This window comes from Paenibacillus xylanilyticus, from assembly GCF_013359935.1.
In the GTDB taxonomy this organism is placed as follows: Bacteria; Bacillota; Bacilli; order Paenibacillales; family Paenibacillaceae; genus Paenibacillus; species Paenibacillus xylanilyticus.
Map to the genome: position 1 here is coordinate 543,138 of NZ_JABMCB010000192.1, position 19,617 is coordinate 562,754.

A 19,617-nucleotide genomic window follows, 5' to 3' on the forward strand; every position below is an offset into this window, starting at 1 on the left:
ACAAGCATGTGGAAGGAGCGGGACTGGATGAATCAACCTGAATTCAATGAAATGGCTGGCCGATTAATGGTCGCCCTGGATTATCCTGATGCGGAACAGGCGCAGGAACTGGTACAGGCATTAGAGGGCATTCCCTGTTATCTAAAAGTGGGGATGCAGCTGTTCTACGCAGCGGGTCCGGATTTTATCCGGGAGTTGAAAGCGAAAGGGTACTCCGTGTTTCTCGATGTGAAAATGCACGATATCCCCAACACCGTTCGCGGTGGTGCCGAAAGTATAACCCGACTTGGCGTGGACATGTTCAATGTGCACGCAGCTGGCGGTACGAGCATGATGCGTGCTGCACGTGAAGGAGCGGAAGCGGCCCTGGCTTCAAACCCTTCTCTTAGCCGACCGGAGATTATCGCGGTTACCCAGCTTACCAGTACAAGCCAGGAAACGATGAACCGTGAGATCGGCATCGAGGGAAGTGTGGAAGCGGCAGTGGTTCGTTATGCTGGACTGGCCCATGAGGCAGGTCTGGATGGCGTAGTTGCTTCTCCCCTTGAGGTGCCGGCCATTCGGGCAGCCTGCGGCAGTGATTTCCACACCGTTACTCCGGGAATTCGGCCAGCAGGAAGTGGGTTGGGTGACCAGACCCGTGTCCTCACACCGGGTGAAGCCATTGCCAGAGGCAGCCATTACATTGTTGTAGGCAGACCAATTACAGGTGCCCCCAATCCACGTGAAGCAGCAGAAACCATTTTGAAGGAGATGTTGAACGCATGATCGCACTGAACGAGATTCCCAACCACATTGCTTCCCAACTTTTGAAAATTAACGCCGTGGCACTGCGCCCGCAGCAGCCATTTACCTGGACATCGGGTATAAAGTCTCCAATCTACTGTGACAACCGTTTGACGATGTCCTATCCGGAGATCCGCAATGATATTGCTGAAGCCTTCGCAAGTATCATTCGTGAGCAATATCCTGATGCAGAAGTTATTGCAGGTACAGCAACCGCGGGAATCCCGCATGCAGCCTGGGTGGCTCAGAAGCTCGATCTGCCAATGGCCTACATTCGTGACAAAGCAAAAGGGCATGGCAAGGAAAACCTGATTGAAGGCATCATTACCGAAGGTCAAAAAGTGGTTGTTATTGAGGACCTGATCTCTACAGGAGGCAGTTCCATCAAAGCCGCAGAAGCGGTACGTGCAGCAGGGGCAACGCCATTAGCCGTGCTTGCGATTTTCAGCTATCAGCTGGATAAAGGGGTAAAAGCATTTGAAGAAGCTGGCATTCAGCTGCAAACTCTTTCCAATTATACAGCTCTAATGGACGTGGCACTTGCTCAGGGGACAATCCAGGAGAGTGATTTTGAGCTGCTCAAATCATGGCGTGAAGATCCTTCTTCATTTGGTAAATAATATCATCTGCTAATCAACAACTGCTCGTTTGTAAACAGTATCAAAATTGTAATGATTGGCGTTATAGAGGCAAATTCATGGAATAGGCAAGAAGCATCCCGCACTTTGGGATGCTTTTTTCGTTTGTTCATCAAAATATTAACTTTTTCCCGGCAACGTTGTAAAAAGCTTGTAACTTTTAGTTGGGATCGGTCGTTTATAATGCAGTGTAGTATGGAATAGATTTCTATTTTTAGTACCCTTAAAGAAATGAACGGGATGTTAAGAGAGGATGAGCGTGATTGCTGGCATGAAGAAGTTATTTTCCAGAACCAGATCTGCCAAAAGCCAGTCTGGAGAGACCCATGCAGAGGGACAAACGGAACAGCAGAACACAGCCGGGCAGGAGAACTTGGCATACATAAGTAAACCCGAAAGTCCTTCAAATAACTCGCAACCCATGACCGATGGAACAAGCCAAGATGAGGTGGCTGTTGCCGCTGCTGAACCGGAAGCGAAGTCCAAGCCTGTGGAAAAGGCCAGTTTGCTGCCTCCGTATGATGGGCCTGTGCTGGAAGTTCGTAATGTACATCGCAGCTTTCAGACGGGCAGCCGGATTATCCATGTTCTCAAAGGCATTGACATGGAAGTCAACCCACAGCAGCTTGTCATGTTGAAGGGGAGATCCGGCTCAGGCAAAACGACTCTGCTTAATATGCTTGGTGGGCTGGATCAGCCTTCAAGTGGTGACATTTTATTTTCCGGGCAGCCTTTGCAGGATTGGGGTGACCGGAAACGGACTTCTCTGCGGCGCAAGGAAATTGGCTTTATTTTTCAGGCGTATGCACTGATGCCCTTGCTGTCGGCTTGGGAAAATGTCGAGTTATCACTGCGAATGGCGGATGTGCCTCGTTCAGAATGGAAGGAACGGGTAGGTCATTGTCTGGATCTGGTCGGACTGACCAAACGGGTGAAACACCGGCCATTCGAAATGTCCGGGGGGGAACAGCAGCGGGTCGCGATTGCCAAAGCCATTGCGCATAGACCCCGACTGCTGCTTGCGGATGAGCCGACAGCCGAGCTGGATTCCAAAATGGGCGCACAGGTGATGGCCGTATTTCGCAATATTATTGAAGTGGAACAAGTAACAATATGTATGACGACACACGATCCTACGATTTTGGAGGTTGCGGACCATGTTTATGAAATGGCGGACGGCAGATTTATCAAGTAAAGGGGCCGCTCCGAAAAGGGGGAAACGTGCAGCACTTGTTGTGATTGGTGCAATCGTGGCTGCAACGATGACAGGCTGCTCATTGCTGCCGGCAGAAACAGAGGAAGAAGTACTTCCGCCGATTACACCGCCTACGATTTCCAAAAAGCCGGAATATGAAGTCCGGACAGAAACACTGGAGAAAAAGGTTAGCGGCAGCGGCAAAATGATGAGTCAGCGGGAAGAAAAGGTGTATTTCACGCTGGACGGCATGCACATCAAGGAATTGAATGTAAAGCCGGGGGATAAAGTGAAAAAGGGTCAACTCCTCGCCGTACTTGATGTGGAGAGTGTGGAGAAGGAAATTCGAGCCAAGAAACTTCAGATTCGGAAATCGGAAGTGCAAATGAAAGAAACGCTTCGCAAGCGGGACGAAATGGATCCGGTGGAATTCGAAGAAGCCACCATCGCATTTGAAGAGCTGCGCCAGGAACTGGCTGATCTGGAGGAACAGATTGGCAAAGCGACGCTGACCGCTCCCTTTGGGGGAACGATTATTGCGGTCCAGGTGGAGAAAGGCGCAGCTGTCAAAGCCTACGATCCAATTGCAACCATTGCAGATACATCGAATCTGATTGTAGCAGCAACGTTTGCGAAGGAAGATCTGGAAAAGTTCTCAGCTGGCATGAAAGCAGATGTGGACATCAACGGAGCAGGCAAGGTTTCTGGCAAAGTTAAAGTAATGCCTGTCGCTCAAGCAACTGGAAATGGAAGCGGAAACGGTGAAGGTAGCGGCGAAGGCGGAACGCCTCCGGTCAAAGAGACCCTCGACCAATATGTCATCGTCTCACTGACTAAAATGCCCAAGGGTGTGGAACGCGGAACCCCTCTAACGGTATCCATTGTAACCCAGCGTACGGAGGATGCCATTGTCATTCCTGTCTCGGCGCTGCGCTCCATCGGTTCTAGAACATACGTGCAGGTCGTTGAGAGCGATGGCAGCAAACGTGAAGTGGACGTTGAAGTGGGACAGCAGACCTCTACGGATGTTGAAATTCTGAAAGGTCTGACCGTTGGACAGAAAGTGGTGGGCCGCTAATGGGGCTGCCATTGCTCAGGCTGTTGTTCCGCAAAATGTGGAACACCCGTTGGATGACATTCAGCACACTGATCGGACTGATTGTGGCGGTTGCGTTCACCGTCAGTATTCCGATGTATGCCGATGGTGCGTTGAAACGGGTGGTGGCACAGACCCTGCAGGATAACAGTGAGGGGTTGCCTGCAGGTTCATTGCTTATGAGTTATCAGGCACCGGGTGGAGTCAAGACAGACACGCTCGGTCTCGATGAGGTGGATCGTTATATTCGTGAGGATGTGCCTCGCGATATCGGTTTTCCGTTCCATACGTATGTAAACTCTAGATCCATTCGCAGTACGGAGGTGAATCCGGAGGATCCAACCAAGGTGGATGCCAGTCGGGTTCGAAGCATGACGCTTGGCACGATGAGCGGACTGGACGCACAGGTGAATTACTCTGCCGGTGTGAAGCCGGGCAATCAGCTCAAGGATGACATTATTGAAGCGGTCATGCTGGAGGAAGGCATGTATCGGAATGATCTGCACGTCGGAGACATTCTGGAATACCCGGTGTACAGTGGATTGGATATTACACTGCGTGTCAAAATAACCGGCTCCTTCAAGGCGGATGATCTGAAAAGCCCGTACTGGGTTCAAGGATTTGATGGCATGATGAACGGTCTGTATGTGGATGAGTCGGTATTTAACGATGTTTTATTGAAGGAAAAAGGGATTCCGCTTCAGAATTCGCGTTGGTATTATGCGTTTGATCTGAAGGAAATCCAAACCAGCCAGCTGCCGGGTCTGACTTCCATGCTGGAACGGCTTGATATTGATCTGTACCAGCGGCTTAAGGATACGAAGGTGGATATTACATTTGGCGATCTGCTGAAGCAGTTCCGCAGTCAGAGTCTGCAACTGCAGACGATGTTATTCACATTGGCCGCACCGATGATTGCCATGGTCTTTTATTTTATTGCCATGAATGCCAGGCAGTCACTGCAGAAGCAGGAAAGTGACATTGCGGTATTGAGAAGTCGCGGAGCTTCTGCCCGACAGATTTTCTCCCTGTACCTGCTGGAAGGTATCTTTCTCGGGGCAATTGCACTGGTGATCGGACCCATGCTGGGTTGGTTCATGGCCAAAAGCATCGGTTCAGCCAGTGGATTCCTGTCATTCGTGGATCGCAAATCGATTCCGATCGGTATATCAAAAGAAGCCATTCTGCTTGGCCTTGTGGCAGTGCTCGTAGCGATCATTGCTTCACTCATTCCGGCAATAACCTATGCACGAGCGACGATTGTTTCAGCCAAAAGACGTCAGGCACGTACGGATCGTGCTCCGGTATGGCAGCGCTGGTTCCTGGATATTGTACTGATGGGTCTCGCAGGTTATGGATACTACCTGTTCTATGAGCGTCAGATGTTGACTTTCCAGACGGGCATGACGACAGATCAGCTGCAGGTACAGCCATTCCTGTTTTTTGTACCTGCACTGGCAATCTTTGCTCTGGGTCTGTTCTTCCTGCGGTTGTTCCCGTGGATTCTGAAACTCATACAGTTGATCGGGCGCAAGTTTTTGCCGGTTCCGCTGTACTTGACCCTGACGCAGCTGTCACGTTCATCGTCGTCATACTACCCATTGATGATTCTGCTTGTCTTGACTCTCGGGCTTGGTGTGTACAACTCGGCTGCAGCCCGGACGATTGATCTGAACTCCACCGAGCGTACGCTGTACCGTTACGGCTCCGATGTGATCATGCAAACGGTGTGGGAAGGGACACCCGAGGTTAAGCCTGGGGGTTCCGGTCAAAACGGCGGGTCAGGTGGAGGTCAACAGGGTGGTGGAAACGGTGGCGGTGGCGGTTCTGCTGGCGGCGGAGCTTCCGGTGGAGGCAATGGTGGTGGCGCCCCAGGTGGGGGCGGCGGAAACTCACAGCCATCCAAAGTCATCTATTCCGAACCGCCATTCGAAGTATTCCGCAGGCTGGACGGTGTGGAACATGCAGCAAGAGTGCTGCAGACGAAAGGGAATATCATTGTATCCGGCAAATCCGGCGGCCAGGGCATGCTGGTCGGGATTGATAATGTGGACTTTGCTAAGGTGGCCTGGTTCCGTAACGATCTATTCCCTGCACACCCTTATAAGTATCTCGATTTGTTGGGCAAATATGAAGGTGCGGTTTTGATCTCCTCCAAATTTGCCGATAAGTTCAAGCTCAAAACCGGGGATCTGCTCTCCATCGGTGTTCAGGGCCAGGCGATTGAATTTGTGGTCTTTGGCATCATTCCTTACTGGCCTGCCCAGTACCCGGATCAGACGCCATTCTTTGTGGCCAATCTGGACTATATCTATGATCAGGTGCCTCTGATCCCTTATGAGGTTTGGCTGAAAATGGAGCCGGATGCGAAGGTTGCACCATTGATGGAGAAACTTGCGGCGGAGGGCATTGAGCTATCGTCCGTACGCGATGTGCGTACTGAATTGGTATCCCAGGGCAAACATCCGTCACGTGGTGGTGTGTTCGGCATACTGAGTCTGGGCTTCCTGGTATCGGTCATTATCTCCCTGATCGGATACATCCTGTACTGGTTTTTCAATCTCTCAGGACGTGTCGTGCAGTTCGGGGTGCTACGGGCCATGGGATTATCACGTGCACAGCTGAGCGGTATGCTGCTCCTGGAGCAAGTGTTTACCGCTGGACTATCCATCCTGCTCGGGATTGGAATCGGTCAGGTATCCAGTCGTCTGTTCCTGCCATTCCTTCAAACGACGGACAATGTATCTGCACAGGTGCCTCCGTTCCGGATTGTGTTTGAACAACAAGACATGCTGCAGCTGTATGGCGTGACGGTGGTCATGCTGGTTGTTGGAGCAACAATGCTGTTGTGGCAGATTCGCAGACTGCGGGTTCACCAGGCGGTCAAAATGGGAGAGGAGAGGTAAACGTGATCCAATGCGAAGGACTTGTGAAAATTTTTAAATCCAGCGATGTGGAAGTCGTTGCCCTTCAAGGTCTCAACCTGACCGTCAATCAAGGTGAAATGATGGCGATCATCGGCAACAGCGGCAGTGGTAAATCCACACTGCTTAACATTCTTGGGGGGCTGGATCGCCCGACAGCCGGTACCGCAGTTGTGGGAGACTGGGACTTGCTCAAAATGACGGATGCCCAACTGGTAGAGTACAAACGTCATACTGTAGGTTTCATCTGGCAAAATAACGGACGTAACCTGCTGCCTTATCTAACGGCACTGGAAAATGTGGAAACACCCATGATTCTTGGGGGCAAGCGGGATCGCGCCTATGCGATGCAGCTGCTGGAGTGGGTTGGTCTCAAGGACCGGATGCACAACAAGCTGCATCAATTATCGGGGGGAGAACAGCAGCGGGTGGCAATTGCCATCTCGTTATCCAATCGTCCCAAAATTTTGCTTGCCGATGAACCCACAGGCTCGGTTGATTCCGAGACATGTGATACGATCATGAACATTTTTCGCAAGATGAACAAGGAACTGGGCGTTACGATCGTCATCGTTACCCATGACTTGACGCTTGCCGGCAAGGTGGACCGAATTGTAGCCATTCGTGATGGCTTGACCAGTACCGAATTTGTGAAGCGCAATCCGAATCTGGATGATGAACATGGACTATCTGAAGCAGGTGCGCCGGATATCCATGAAGCCTTTGTCATCATAGATCGGGCGGGACGCCTGCAGGTACCCAAAGAGTATTTGGAGGCACTGTCCATCGACAATCGGGCAACATTGGAATTTGACGGTGAACGTATTGTGATCACACCGCCAAGATAAATTTGAGGGGGAATTGGGAGATGAAGAACAGGTTTTGGGGAAAACGTGTGCTGGCCGTACTGGCTACAGCCAGTCTGGCATTGCCGCTGATTGCGGGCTGTACAGCAAGTGAGGCGAAGGATACAGAGCAGCGTGTATTGCGTGTGGCTACGTTATGGGGAAACCAGGATGATAGTTATTTCCGCCAGCAGTTTACCGATGCGTTTGAATTGACACACCCGAATGTCACGATTGAAGTGGTCGCCGCAGTAGACCAGGGAAGCATGTATGGTTATGGAAATCAGGAAGAACAGCAGGAAATGCCGGACAGCCTGGAAAATCTGAAGAAAATCATGACTGGGGATAATCCTGTAGATGTTGTCGTGGCTGACACGGCTACGATCAAATCACTCATCCAGGAAAATATGGTAAAACAGCTGGACCCGCTGATCCAGGAGGACAAATTCGACACCAGTGATATTGTGCCAAGTGTCCTTGAAGGCATCAAGGACTTGGGTGATCAGAGTATTTACGCACTGACACCGACCTTTTCTTCGTCCGCCCTGTTCTTTAATAAGGCGATGTTCCAAAAAGCAGGCGTAGAGCCGCCAACAGACAATATGACTTGGGATGATATTTTCAACCTGGCAACACGTCTTACAAAAGGTGAAGGCAAGGACCATGAGTTTGGTTTCTCCTTCACAACATATCAAGGAGGTTCTCCATACTACTCCATGCAGCAATACTATAATTCTTTGCAATTAAAAATATTTGATGACAAAGCAGAGAAGATGACCGTTGATTCGCCGCAATGGGAGAAAGTATGGAGTACCATCAGCAAACTCGCTATCGATAAAGTTATTCCTAAAGGTGACGAACCACAGGATCAGGATCCAAACGGGCGTTATAACCCCCTTCAAGGCGATCTGTTCCTGAGCAGCAAGGCAGCCATGGTAATTGGGGACTACAGCTACATTAACCAATTGATTGATGCCAACAAAAATGCAGATAAAATGGAAGGCTTCACTAAGGTAGACTGGGACGTAGTAACTCCTCCTGTTCACCCGGAAGCACCTGAAATCGGGGGCAACATCTACTTGAGCAGCCTGATGGCGATCAACAGTTCGGCTCAGAATCCGGATGATGCTTGGGAATTGATCAAGTATATGAACAGTGAGGATTGGGCGAAGATCAAGGCCCGCAGCAGCTACGAGATGGTCTCACGCAAAAGCTTCATTAAACCGAAGGACGGTTTGGATTACAATATCCAAGCGTTCTATACACTGAAGCCTGTGCCTCCGACCAATACGAACATGGATAAACTGTACCAGAAAATGCCTAATCTCTGGCAGGTGAGCGACAAAGGCATGGAATATTTCACTCAGGTGCTTGAAAACAAGAAAACACCAAAAGAAGCGCTGGGCGAGTGGGCCGCCAAGGGTAACGAAATGCTGGAGAAATTGAAGAAAGACCCTAAGGCTACATTCTAAAAGCTTTACAATTTTAATTTTATTTTTCAGCATCATAAAGAATTAGTCGCTGGAGTTTTGATCCTCTGGCGGCTATTTTTTTTGAAATTGGGGTACTCTACAATTAACAGAGATGAAACATAACTTCGGAAAGGAAGAGAAGGATGCGCTGGGTTTACTTCAGCAAGCTATATACAACCAAATTTCAGGCGGGATGTCTTGCCAAACGCATGGAGCAGGATGGGTGGATTTACGGTCATAATGAGCCGGCGGAGGTCGAGGTGTACCGCTCGAAAAAAGGAAGATACGGCGTTCGTTTTATTCCCTGACATTACCCCTTGACTTATTAGGAGGTTATGGTGTATATTAATTAAGTCGCTGTTTTAATATTTTTTACTGACGCGGGGTGGAGCAGCCCGGTAGCTCGTCGGGCTCATAACCCGAAGGCCGCAGGTTCAAATCCTGCCCCCGCAATTTAGTTTCACCTGGATGATTCACAGCCATCATCTGCACGTTATATATTATGTCTAGGGCCCTTAGCTCAGTTGGTTAGAGCGGTCGGCTCATAACCGATTGGTCGGGGGTTCGAGTCCCTCAGGGCCCATTCTCTTAAAACCCTTGCGCAGCAAGGGTTTTTTTCTGTTCTCTTTTAAGTATGAACGGTAGAAACGTAGGGATATGAAATTGCTGCTAATTCTATTCCACTGCCTTCAACAATTCTACTGAATTATTTCTAACGTTGCCTACATCCCTGGAAACCTTGTATGCCCGCATTTCAGAGGCTTTGTATGGCTTCAGCAGTCCAAGCAGGGAAGAAACATCGTTATGACTTCTTTCCAGCCATTCACCTTCATCCTGCGGTCGTAAGATAACCGGCATCCGGTTGTGTATACCTGACATTAATTCATTAGGTTCCGTCGTAATAATTGTACACGTGCTTAACTTGTTACCTTCCGGGTCTGACCAGATGTCGTATAATCCAGCGAGCGAAAAGATGCTTTCGTCCTTCAGCAGAATGCGGAGAGGCTGATTGTGGGTTCCTTCCTTTTTCCACTCATAGAAACCATTCGTGGGAATAATACAACGCTTGGAGCTAATGAGGTGTTTGAATGAGGGCTTCGTGTCTATGGTCTCTGCCCGTGCATTGATCATTTTGTTTCCGATTTTGTCATCTTTGGCCCATGCAGGGACCAAGCCCCAGCGGAGAGAACCGAGTCGATTTCCTTGTTTGCTACCGATTATGGCTGGAATGTATTGCATCGGTGCTGCATTATAATTGGGTTGGTATTCGAAGCCATCACTTATTGAAGCCATATACCTGTCCATTAATTCCTCTATAGGATCAACAATTGTAAACCTGCCGCACATACGAATCACCTCCTCAAGTATCATTATCATATTTAATCATACATCTAAAGGATTAAACACGGAAATAATTAGATGGGCAGCATCATTGTGAAGCCGAATAATGGTTAATGTCTGTAATACAATTTGATCTAAGCGGCCCGTATAAGTTTTCATATGTCTTTTTTTTCTAAAAATCATTGTCTGTCCATGCCATCTCTGTACTCTCGCATATACTATCCTATTCCAACATAGGAGGTAGATTCATGAGTCAATTTATTGATGCGAGAACTTCGCAGAATGCCAGCTTGGCAAACTCCATTTCCGTACCTATTCTAGTAACTAACACGCCCCAATTATTTGGACAAATTGGATTGGTAACGACTGCCGGCATTGGAGCGAACCCGCGTGTACAAATGAAAGGAACGGTCTCCGTACAGCTCCCATTGGCACTCGTAGGAATCACAATTACAGTTGTTCGTGGTACTGCTCCAACGGACCCAGTCATTTATTCCGCAACGTCCACATTCAGCTTAAGTGTTCTGGCACCTCAAGTTATTACGTTCTCCGCTGATGATTTCAATCCACCGGTTCTGCCGCAGCTGACGTACACTGCTTTTATCAGCTCCAACTTGCTGGGTACTGTTCGAGTAGGTCCCGAGAACTTCGATGGAGCACTGTACTCGGATTAATAGCCTGGCGTTCTTGCCTACCGGATGATTATAAAAAAGGTTATCGTCTAACAATAATTGAAATTCGTGTTTGTCGCTGCCTGCCTGTTAAGGTGGGCTTTTTTGTAATGGGAAGCTGCCATCCTGGGGTCGTGTAATGCTTATGATATAATAAGAACCAGTGAATTTATTAGACAGAAGGCGGGTTTTATATCACATGATGAAAAACGAAGGACAGCGCTTCCGCTTCAGCGAAGCTCCGGTATGGGATTGGCAGCGGGCGTATTATGAACAAAAAGGATTGAAGGCCTGGACGGATAATCAGGTTCCGCAATACATTACGAGCAATCCCATGATTGCAACTGCCTATGCGGAAATGATTTTTGGGTTTCTCCAAGACTTGGCTGCCAAGGGGAAGACAACTGAGACGGTAACCATTCTGGAATTGGGAGCTGGTGTAGGTCGCTTGGCTTTTCAAATTTTGATTAAACTATGTGAGTTGAGGGACTACGCTGCCACAGAGCTGCCTTCCTTCCGTTATATAATGACGGATCTTGCCTCAGACAATGTTTTCGGCTGGAAGAACCATCCGTCCATGCAGTCTTTTATTCAGCAGGGACTGCTTGATTTTGCGCAATTTGATGCCATGCATGACACGGAACTGAACTTGGCCGCAGCAGGTACGGTTATTCGCCCTGGTGAGCTGATGCAGCCATTACTGATCATTGCAAACTACTTTTTTGATAGCATCCCTCAAGAATTGATTTATGTTGGTGAAGGCAAAATTTATGAATGTGATGTGATGCTCTCCAACGCTGACAGCTCCTCGAACCTTCAGCCTGTTGAAAGGTTGGAGAATATGGAGCTGAGTTATGCCTACCGCCCTGCCCCCAAATTCAGTGCAGATACCTATCCGTACAGGGACGTCATCTCACTTTACCAGGAGGAACTGGAGGATTCTCATATTCTGTTTCCGGCAGCCGGGCTGGCCTGTCTTGATCGTTTGGAGACGCTATCCCAATCAGGGTACGTGTTGATCACAGCTGATAAAGGGGATCATCGACTCGATAACTGGAAGTTTGCAGAGCCGCCTGAATTTGTTCTTCATGGAAGCTTCTCATTAACAGCGAATTATCATGCAATACAACACGTTCTGGAGCAGCGTGGGGCCCATACTTGTTTTACTTCACATCATTACAAAGATCTTAATATCGGATGTATGTTGATGGTGAAAGAGCCCATGAGCTATGTGAATACGAGGCTTGCCTATCTGCGGGAAGTGGAGCGTTTTGGGCCGGATGATTTTTTCAGTATAAAAGAATGGTTCGACCATCAGGTGAGCAGGATGGAACTCAAACAGCTCTTGCCTTTTTGGCGTTTGGGCAGATATGATGCGGAATTTTTGATACATAGTGCTCAGCGAATATCCGATCTCATTCCGGATGCGAGCGATGAAGAGATGCTCGATATCCAGCAGGGTATTCACACGATGTGGTCTTCCTATTACACTATGGAGCAGATGGGGGATATTGCATTTCTGGCAGGGCAATTGATGAATGAAATGGCTGTGTATGAAGATGCCAAGCATTTTTTGGAGTTGTCTCTGCAAGCCGATGAATTGAAACACAACCCGGCAGTATTATACGATTTGGCAGTTTGCTGTTACGAACTGGAACTGGAAGAAGAAGCGTTGGATTATACCCGCAAGGTGCTGGCTATGGATCCGGATCACGAAGAAGCGCGTTCCTTGCTTCAAAGTTTTGAAAGCAGATGATCGCTCTGTATTTCACCAGCATCCTTCAATGAAGGAAGATTACTTCGAGATGTGGTTACGGATTGAAGCTATCATGGACAAGTGCTATATGATAAACTAGAACACAGAAATAAGTAATCACATTCCTTAACCACATACCACGTGAACTGTAAAGCTAATTGTTTTTTACATGTTGTGTAATAGACAGTTACTCTTGAAGCGATGTGCAAGTAGCAGTGAATCTGCTGTGCTGCCTTTAAGCCGGTTTCGTACCTACACAGGTATGAACCGGCTTTTATTGATAAATGGGGGACATGAGATGAAGATTATGATCGGGCAACCGAAGCTGGAACAGGCACTTGTACAGTTGGAAGGAGAACTGAGATCCCATCCTGAAGTGGATATTTTGCTGTATCCGGAGGGTTATCTCAATCAAAATGTGGAAGAGGCATGCAGGTTGGCTGCGAGATATGAAACGATGATTATATCGGGGCACCGGAGATTGGACGAACGCCCCAAGGATCGAACCATCATCATCAACAAAGCGGGAGAGATCGTTCTCGAAAAGGCAAAGTACACACCTGCTGCATTGATTGTGGAAGAGGGCTGGACCATCAGTACGTTGTTGTGCGACGAGATCGTGCTGCAGGGTTTTCGGAATGAGCATATTGGACATGTGCAATTAATCATGCACTCCATCGGTGTCGGGATGTTCAGTGAGGAGCAATATATGGAGTGGCTGGAGAAGGCACGGCAGATTGCCGTGACTGAGCAGTCCGTTATCATGGGAACAAGTCATGCGGACGGGTCTTACCGGGATTGTGATACCAGTATTCCAATTGCCTACTGCATTGCGCCTAATGGTGAAATCCTCCTGCAGTCAAAAACGGATACAAGAACCCGGATCATTGATCTGGAGTTGACTGGTATAGAGGATGGAGGCAAGGCAATAACAACTGGAACCGGTGTGAACATCAGTGTACATCACGTGGGGAAATCCATGTAGGAATGGGCGCTGCAGATTGGGGAGATGCCCGGTCATTTGTGCTGAATTGGCATATGTTATGGCATACCTTGAAATTCAAAGGAGGCCAATCAAAATGAGTCAAGTTGGATACGGTTGTAATAATGTAGGAGGAGCTGGGTACGGTATGTGTACTTCCACTGCCGCAATTCTGGTACTCTTCATCCTGCTCGTCATCATCACAAAATCCTTCTGGTTGTAATACGTATTCGGTTCAATGAATGGGGCGTTACACCAAGCTCCGCTGAAATTTCAGCGGGGCTTTCCTGTGTTGGCGAAGTGAGCAACAACGAGTCTTTCATTTGACAACCGAAAACAATGTGCTTAAAATCACATAAGAGACTAAATTTAGAGATTGAAGGGATCGTAATGCCGTTTATTCGTTTTAGAGGATTCACAGGTCACCAACTGGAGGAAGTTGTTCCCCGGATTACCGAGCAGATGGCTCTTATTTCCAATATTCCACGAGAAAAAATGAAGGCCGAGCGTTATGATGTACAAGCTCTTACGCCATCTCCCGCATCGGTAGAAATTTTAATGTTCCAGCGTGATCAGGACGTTCACAATCGCATTGCATCTTCCATCCATGGTATTCTCGCAGACGAAGGCCTTTCAGATGCTCATATTTTTTTCAACATCCTGTCCCCAACTTTATATTATAAGCAAGGCAAGCCGCTAACCGATTACCCATTGGATTAAATATGAATAAGACCAGTGCATGGTTTGCAAAATAAAATGGCTGTTCCGCCTGTGTTCGGAACAGCCTGGGACGAGCGGTAATCTGCTCGTCTTTTATTTTATCCAGGAAACACCTGTACCCCCATCGGAACTGCTCTGCTGGCGTACTTGGTTCAATCCGGACATACATAGCACAGAGATGACTAACGGGGCTCCACCAATGAAGTAGACCAGCCTCACACCAAACTGATCTGCAACCAATCCGAAGAAAAGGGCAGACAAGCTGATGGATGCAGTCAGGAGCATGCTTCGGGCTGCATATACATCGGACAGTGATGCTGCAGGAACAGCATTTTGATACGCATTCTGTAGTTCGGATTCCCGTATCTGGCTAGCGGAACCCATGAAGATGCTCAGTACAAGTGCTAGCCAGGGAAGGCTGTTTAACCCGAAAGCCAGGGTCGATAAGATGAAGAGAAGCGAACTGACAGCCATGCTGGAGATCAGGTGTCGCTGACCGAGGCCGGTCAGACAACGTGTGAGAAAAACGCCGAGGATGGCGCCGGCAGCGTAACTTGAATGAATGAGGCCCCACCATTCCTCTCCTTGTCCAAGGGCTTCTTGGACAAAAGCGAGTGTAATGGCACCGGTCCAGATGGATCCGGCCAGTGCTTTGAACACATCCACATAGGTAAGCAGCCGCAAGGGACGATTATTCCGTAACAGAGACCAGCCTTCCCGCAGTATGTTTCGTTTGACATGGGTATTGTCCGCTTGTCCCACTACTTCACTCGATAGCAAGGCGATGGCGATCATCAAAACCAAGTTGGCCCATGACATGGCAACAGCTGCCCAAAATGTCTGTGAAGCGCCCCAGTGAAAGACGACAAAGCCCGTTATAGCATATCCAACCATTGTTGCGGTTTGATTGGAGAAGGTTAACAGGTTGTTCGCCTTCACGAGTTCCTCGCCTTGAGCGAGACGTGGGGGTAAACTGTTAAGGATTAGCGATTCCGAGCCCTCCAGAAAGGAAAGAACAGTGATGATACCCAGTAAGACAGGGATATGTACAGTCAGATAAGCAAATGAGATGCCGATTCCAGTGAGTATGAGAGTCTTCGCTACAGAAATGCCGGTGATGAATTTGGCGAAAGAGAAACGGTTCATAACCCATGAAGAGGTTACGCCTGCCACGATCCGTACAGACATCTGAATAAAAGGGAAGAGTGCGGCATAGAGCACCGAGCCAGTCTGACCGTAGATCAGTAAAGTCATAACCATAATATATACAACTTGAATAAAGGATAGGAGTGTCTTGGCAGCCCAGTATGGATAGAAAGTGATGTTCATGCATAGATGCCCTTTCACGAATCATATATATTCATTACATATAAATAACAATACTAATAGTAATGGGACGGAGGGCAACGCACCACAAATAAAATTATCATATTCTCTTCATTGATAGCACAAAAAAGCAGTTATCCACGTGGATAACTGCTTCGTTAAGTATAGGAAACCTTTAGGCGGCTGCAAGTGTAAAAGCGATAAGCAGCATGACTAGACTGGTCATTCGGGTGAACGTCATATAAGGCTTGCTCGGCTCGGACTCTCCCCTGGAAATCCATCCATAGCGCAAATACCATCCAAACTTGGGGAAACACAGATTAATAATGCAAAGTGTCATGAAAATAAAAAAGAGGGTTCTCATGCCCGATCTTCCTTCCTTGTTTTGCATGACCCGGATTGGTATTAACGACCTCTGCGTCTGGTGAAGAAGAACAATACCAGAATAACGATAATAATGATTAACAGAAATTTCATGATGTTTTCCTCCTGACGGATTGGTGTGAGTTATTCGTATTTACCCACGAACTACACCATTTGAATAACTGTGTTACAATTAATTATATTGATTTCCGTTGATCGAAGACCCAATTCTTACATGATTATATATGTACCTACCGGAACGCACCATAAGAAACAGGAGGGGAAGCATGAGCATCCAAAATCGGCACTCCATACCCATTCAGTGGGAGTTTTTAATATCCAAACTTAAATCTTCCGTAACTGTGGTCGACGCAACCTCACCAGAACTGCCTTTGATATTTGTCAATGAACAATTCACGGCTCTTACCGGTTATACCTTCGAAGAAGTGGTTGGACAAAACTGCCGATTTCTTCAGGGCAGAGACACGAATCCCGAAACCGTAAGCAAGATTCGTGAGGCACTCAAGCAGCGGGTATCCATTAAAATCGATATTTTAAACTATACTAAAAGCGGTCAGCGATTCTGGAACGAATTGAACATTGATCCCATTTTTGATGATGAAGGACAGTGTCTCTTTTTTGTGGGCATCCAATACGATATTTCTGAACGGAAATATGCCGAGGAACAGCTTCGTAGGGCAGCCAAATTGGCGGAGATGAACAGCAGGGGGCATCTGGAGTTTATCGGGAAATTAAGTCATGAACTGCGCACACCACTCAATGGAATTATGGGCATGATCGAGTTAACGAGCATGGGTGAAATCAGTGAGGAGCAAAAAGAATATTTGGAGCTCGCCCGTCAGTCGGGTGAAGCCTTGCTGAACATAGTGAATAACAGCCTCGATATGGCGAAGCTGGGGCGCGGTAAGATGAAAGTTGAACAGATAGAATTCCAGCCACTCAAGCTCGTTCAACAGATTGTTAGAACGCACGAACCAGCGGCTGAACAGAAAAAGATTCATTTGCGTTGTCAAGCTGACATGCAGGTGCCAGACGTTTTGATCGGAGATCCGCTGCGCTTGCGTCAGGTGTTGGATAATTTGCTGAGCAATGCAATTAAATTCACTGAAGAAGGTGAAGTGTTATTGCAGCTGGATGTAAAGGAACAACATGGAGACGAGATTACCTTGGAGTTCTCCGTAAGTGATACGGGAATCGGTATTCCGGAAGAGAAGATCAATCAGTTGTTCGAAGCGTTTACCCAAACGGATATCTCTCATGCTCGCAGATTCGGTGGCAGCGGACTGGGATTGACGATCTGTAAGGAACTGCTTGAATTGATGCAGGGGGACATAACAGTAGAGAGTGTACTAGGACAGGGTACACAATTCCATGTTACACTGCCGCTGTTACGGCAGCATGTTATTCCGCACGTGGGATAACAGCCTGGTAGAAGTGAACGTTGAGGACAGTTCGGAGCTGCTGCGGACTGTCTTTTTGGTATTGTTTCGCGAACGAACGTTCTGGTATAATGCAAGAGGGAACGGGGGAAACAGCATGAAGAGAAAGCGCACAAGGAAGAGAAAAAACAAAGTCATAAGCAGGCTCAAAAAATCGTTTATTACGCTGGCGACCCTCATGGTTGTGGCGTTCTTTGCCTGGTTTGAGGGAGAATTACCGCTGGATCTGCCATCACCGTTCAGTGGGAGCAGTCAGGGTGTGGATCACACCATTACCTTCCCATCCGACCGATACCCGGAGACGGCCAATCATATCAAGGCTGCCATCAAGGCAGGTCACTCGGATGTATGCACGATTGATCGTAATGGCGCAGACGCCAATCGCGATTTGTCACTCAAGGGTGTGCCTGTGAAGAAAGGGAAAGATCGGGATGAGTGGCCAATGGCCATGTGTGCTGAAGGCGGGGCGAATGCAGACATTGAGTACATTACGCCCAAGGATAATCGCGGTGCGGGGTCGTGGGTTGGTAATCAGCTGAGTACATATCCGGATGGAACGCGGGTGAAGTTTGTTGTGAAGTAGCTAGTAGTAGTACAGAAACATAGAACAGACAAGAGCCAGACCGTTGTGGGTCTGGCTTTTGTCTGTTCATCTATACCATTACAGATCTGCAATACATAAGTGCATACCATTCATGTGATGGGAACGGATGCTCAACAAGCGGGTAATCTGCTCCACCTCATCAAAAGGGATCCAAAGGTTTCCCTGTACCGTGCGCAGGGTAAGAATGGATGAGTCGGCAGAACGCTCGGGGTAACCGGTCACGGTTTGCCCGCTGGTATTACGAACAACGATTTGCTGCTTGCGACGAATGGCAATTTCTACCTCTTTTTTCATAAGACATTGCTCCTGGTTATGGGATAGTTACTTAATATGTCAATAATTTCAATGGTTAATTTGTCTTCTTTATCTAGTCTATCAGAACTAGGTATGGATTTCCAGAAAAGAAATGATGTTTCGGGTTGGGAGGATTGACTTATTGTAAGGATTGGGTTTTTGAGCGGTTAGGTTATACAAAATAATGGGTTATGGACGATTGATTAAGGGAGGAAACGGAATGACACAATTACTGGTTGGACTGGTCCGTACGGAGAACGAAGCGATTGTGATGCTGGGCAAGCTTAAAGAGGAAGGGCTTGAAGCAGATTCATTGGGTGTAGTAGCCAAAGAGCATTTGGATCTCGATTTGATCAGCGAAAAAGCAGGTCTGGCCAAGCCTTTGAAGGGGGCAGGTACAGATGGCGCATTTGGCGTCTTCAAGGGTGTGCTGGCAGCGTTGGGGAAACGAATGGATCAGACGATCTCTGCCGGTAAAGTGGTTCGCCGATTGGCAGGCAATGAAATTGGAGGAGAAACGGACGATCTTGTACTTACCCTGGCAGAAGCAGGGGTAGCCGAAGAGGATGCCCAGTACTATGAACAGTGGCTTCTTCAGGATCATTTGCTTGTCGTGGTGGAATGCAAAGAGGACGATGCTGCCCGCATTGCACCCATTGTGAAGGGGAAAGACTCATAAACAACAGGCTGTACACTTTTTTTAGTTTAATTTAAGCCTGATTTTAGGTTTCTTTAATGTTGGGGAGGTATTATGATCTCACACCTCCCTTAATATAGATGGTTTATAGAAAGTCCGGGACCGCAACTCGGACTTTCTAGGCACTGTTAGCTGACGCTGGCAGTGCCTTTTCATTTTCGTGATATTCGATTTTGAAAAAATGAGAAATTTGATAAAATATGTGTTGCATAATGTTTAATCCTATGTTAAGATATTTCTTGTCGCCTCAAGTGATAAAGTAGTACATACATATGCCGGGGTGGCGGAATTGGCAGACGCACAGGACTTAAAATCCTGCGGTAGGTGACTACCGTACCGGTTCGATCCCGGTCCTCGGCATCATAAACAACCCTGAAATCCCTTGTCGCATAAGGGGTTTTTCTTTTTTATGGATTTAAAATAGCATGCCTAATTCAAAGGGAACGA

Annotated in this window: 20 protein-coding genes and 3 tRNA genes; 19 read left to right on the plus strand and 4 right to left on the minus strand. The window is 47.8% G+C overall.

Going from position 1 to position 19,617, the window contains the following annotated elements:
* Positions 1–27 precede the first annotated feature (27 nt).
* The 10 genes from pyrF (at position 28) to HP552_RS22365 (ending at position 9,539) form a co-directional block, all read left to right on the plus strand.
* Positions 28–768, plus strand: coding sequence for an orotidine-5'-phosphate decarboxylase (pyrF, locus tag HP552_RS22320; protein ID WP_281366151.1), 741 nt, complete (start codon positions 28–30; stop codon positions 766–768).
* The gene (pyrE, locus tag HP552_RS22325) at positions 765–1,406 is read left to right on the plus strand and encodes an orotate phosphoribosyltransferase (RefSeq protein ID WP_175397565.1); all 642 of its coding nucleotides are present in this window, start codon (positions 765–767) and stop codon (positions 1,404–1,406) included. Before pyrF ends, pyrE begins: the two co-directional genes overlap by 4 nt.
* Positions 1,407–1,845: 439 nt before the next feature.
* Entirely contained in the window at positions 1,846–2,619 is a 774-nt protein-coding gene (locus HP552_RS22330; RefSeq protein ID WP_175397624.1) for an ABC transporter ATP-binding protein, read from the plus strand.
* A complete protein-coding gene (locus HP552_RS22335) occupies positions 2,582–3,697 on the plus strand; it encodes an efflux RND transporter periplasmic adaptor subunit (protein WP_175397566.1) in 1,116 nt (371 codons plus the stop codon). The genes HP552_RS22330 and HP552_RS22335 overlap by 38 nt, the downstream gene beginning before the upstream one ends.
* Positions 3,697–6,621 carry an ABC transporter permease gene (locus HP552_RS22340; protein WP_175397567.1) on the plus strand — a complete coding sequence of 975 codons (2,925 nt, stop codon included), beginning with the start codon at positions 3,697–3,699 and terminating at the stop codon, positions 6,619–6,621. The genes HP552_RS22335 and HP552_RS22340 overlap by 1 nt, the downstream gene beginning before the upstream one ends.
* 2 nt (positions 6,622–6,623) lie before the next feature.
* Positions 6,624–7,487: an ABC transporter ATP-binding protein gene (locus HP552_RS22345; RefSeq protein ID WP_175397568.1), complete on the plus strand. Its 864-nt coding sequence runs from the start codon at positions 6,624–6,626 to the stop codon at positions 7,485–7,487.
* A gap of 20 nt (positions 7,488–7,507) precedes the next feature.
* Complete coding sequence (locus HP552_RS22350) at positions 7,508–8,956, plus strand: ABC transporter substrate-binding protein (protein WP_175397569.1); 1,449 nt, start codon at positions 7,508–7,510, stop codon at positions 8,954–8,956.
* 143 nt (positions 8,957–9,099) lie between these two features.
* Positions 9,100–9,264: a hypothetical protein gene (locus tag HP552_RS22355; RefSeq protein WP_175397570.1), complete on the plus strand. Its 165-nt coding sequence runs from the start codon at positions 9,100–9,102 to the stop codon at positions 9,262–9,264.
* Positions 9,265–9,335: 71 nt separating this feature from the next.
* Positions 9,336–9,409: transfer RNA gene (locus tag HP552_RS22360), tRNA-Met, on the plus strand.
* A 56-nt stretch (positions 9,410–9,465) separates the two neighbouring features.
* A tRNA-Ile gene (locus tag HP552_RS22365) sits at positions 9,466–9,539 on the plus strand.
* Positions 9,540–9,631: 92 nt separating this feature from the next.
* Here the strand turns inward: HP552_RS22365 and HP552_RS22370 are convergent.
* Positions 9,632–10,303, minus strand: coding sequence for an SOS response-associated peptidase (locus HP552_RS22370; RefSeq protein ID WP_175397571.1), 672 nt, complete (start codon positions 10,301–10,303; stop codon positions 9,632–9,634).
* A 242-nt stretch (positions 10,304–10,545) separates the two neighbouring features.
* On the opposite strand from HP552_RS22370, the gene HP552_RS22375 reads away from it, so the two are divergent.
* The 5 genes from HP552_RS22375 (at position 10,546) to HP552_RS22395 (ending at position 14,426) form a co-directional block, all read left to right on the plus strand.
* Positions 10,546–10,971: a hypothetical protein gene (locus HP552_RS22375; RefSeq protein ID WP_175397572.1), complete on the plus strand. Its 426-nt coding sequence runs from the start codon at positions 10,546–10,548 to the stop codon at positions 10,969–10,971.
* Positions 10,972–11,167: 196 nt separating this feature from the next.
* A complete protein-coding gene (locus HP552_RS22380; RefSeq protein WP_175397573.1) occupies positions 11,168–12,724 on the plus strand; it encodes a tetratricopeptide repeat protein in 1,557 nt (518 codons plus the stop codon).
* Between the two features lie 298 nt (positions 12,725–13,022).
* Positions 13,023–13,709, plus strand: coding sequence for a hypothetical protein (locus HP552_RS22385; RefSeq protein ID WP_175397574.1), 687 nt, complete (start codon positions 13,023–13,025; stop codon positions 13,707–13,709).
* Between the two features lie 94 nt (positions 13,710–13,803).
* Positions 13,804–13,929: a sporulation protein YjcZ gene (locus HP552_RS22390; RefSeq protein ID WP_175397575.1), complete on the plus strand. Its 126-nt coding sequence runs from the start codon at positions 13,804–13,806 to the stop codon at positions 13,927–13,929.
* A 167-nt stretch (positions 13,930–14,096) separates the two neighbouring features.
* Positions 14,097–14,426: a DUF1904 family protein gene (locus HP552_RS22395; protein WP_175397576.1), complete on the plus strand. Its 330-nt coding sequence runs from the start codon at positions 14,097–14,099 to the stop codon at positions 14,424–14,426.
* A gap of 93 nt (positions 14,427–14,519) precedes the next feature.
* On the opposite strand, the gene HP552_RS22400 is transcribed toward HP552_RS22395, so the two are convergent.
* Positions 14,520–15,755 carry an MFS transporter gene (locus tag HP552_RS22400; protein WP_175397577.1) on the minus strand — a complete coding sequence of 412 codons (1,236 nt, stop codon included), beginning with the start codon at positions 15,753–15,755 and terminating at the stop codon, positions 14,520–14,522.
* Between the two features lie 172 nt (positions 15,756–15,927).
* Positions 15,928–16,116 (minus strand): DUF6199 family natural product biosynthesis protein, encoded by a 189-nt coding sequence (locus HP552_RS22405; protein ID WP_175397578.1) that lies wholly within the window; start codon positions 16,114–16,116, stop codon positions 15,928–15,930.
* Between the two features lie 286 nt (positions 16,117–16,402).
* On the opposite strand from HP552_RS22405, the gene HP552_RS22410 reads away from it, so the two are divergent.
* Complete coding sequence (locus HP552_RS22410; protein WP_175397579.1) at positions 16,403–17,557, plus strand: sensor histidine kinase; 1,155 nt, start codon at positions 16,403–16,405, stop codon at positions 17,555–17,557.
* Positions 17,558–17,672: 115 nt separating this feature from the next.
* Complete coding sequence (locus HP552_RS22415) at positions 17,673–18,158, plus strand: NucA/NucB deoxyribonuclease domain-containing protein (protein WP_175397580.1); 486 nt, start codon at positions 17,673–17,675, stop codon at positions 18,156–18,158.
* A 78-nt stretch (positions 18,159–18,236) separates the two neighbouring features.
* Here the strand turns inward: HP552_RS22415 and HP552_RS22420 are convergent, their stop codons facing one another.
* Positions 18,237–18,473 carry a hypothetical protein gene (locus tag HP552_RS22420; RefSeq protein WP_175397581.1) on the minus strand — a complete coding sequence of 79 codons (237 nt, stop codon included), beginning with the start codon at positions 18,471–18,473 and terminating at the stop codon, positions 18,237–18,239.
* A 220-nt stretch (positions 18,474–18,693) separates the two neighbouring features.
* On the opposite strand from HP552_RS22420, the gene HP552_RS22425 reads away from it, so the two are divergent.
* The gene (locus HP552_RS22425) at positions 18,694–19,152 is read left to right on the plus strand and encodes a general stress protein (protein ID WP_175397582.1); all 459 of its coding nucleotides are present in this window, start codon (positions 18,694–18,696) and stop codon (positions 19,150–19,152) included.
* A gap of 292 nt (positions 19,153–19,444) precedes the next feature.
* Positions 19,445–19,530 (plus strand) — tRNA-Leu (locus HP552_RS22430).
* Positions 19,531–19,617 lie beyond the last annotated feature (87 nt).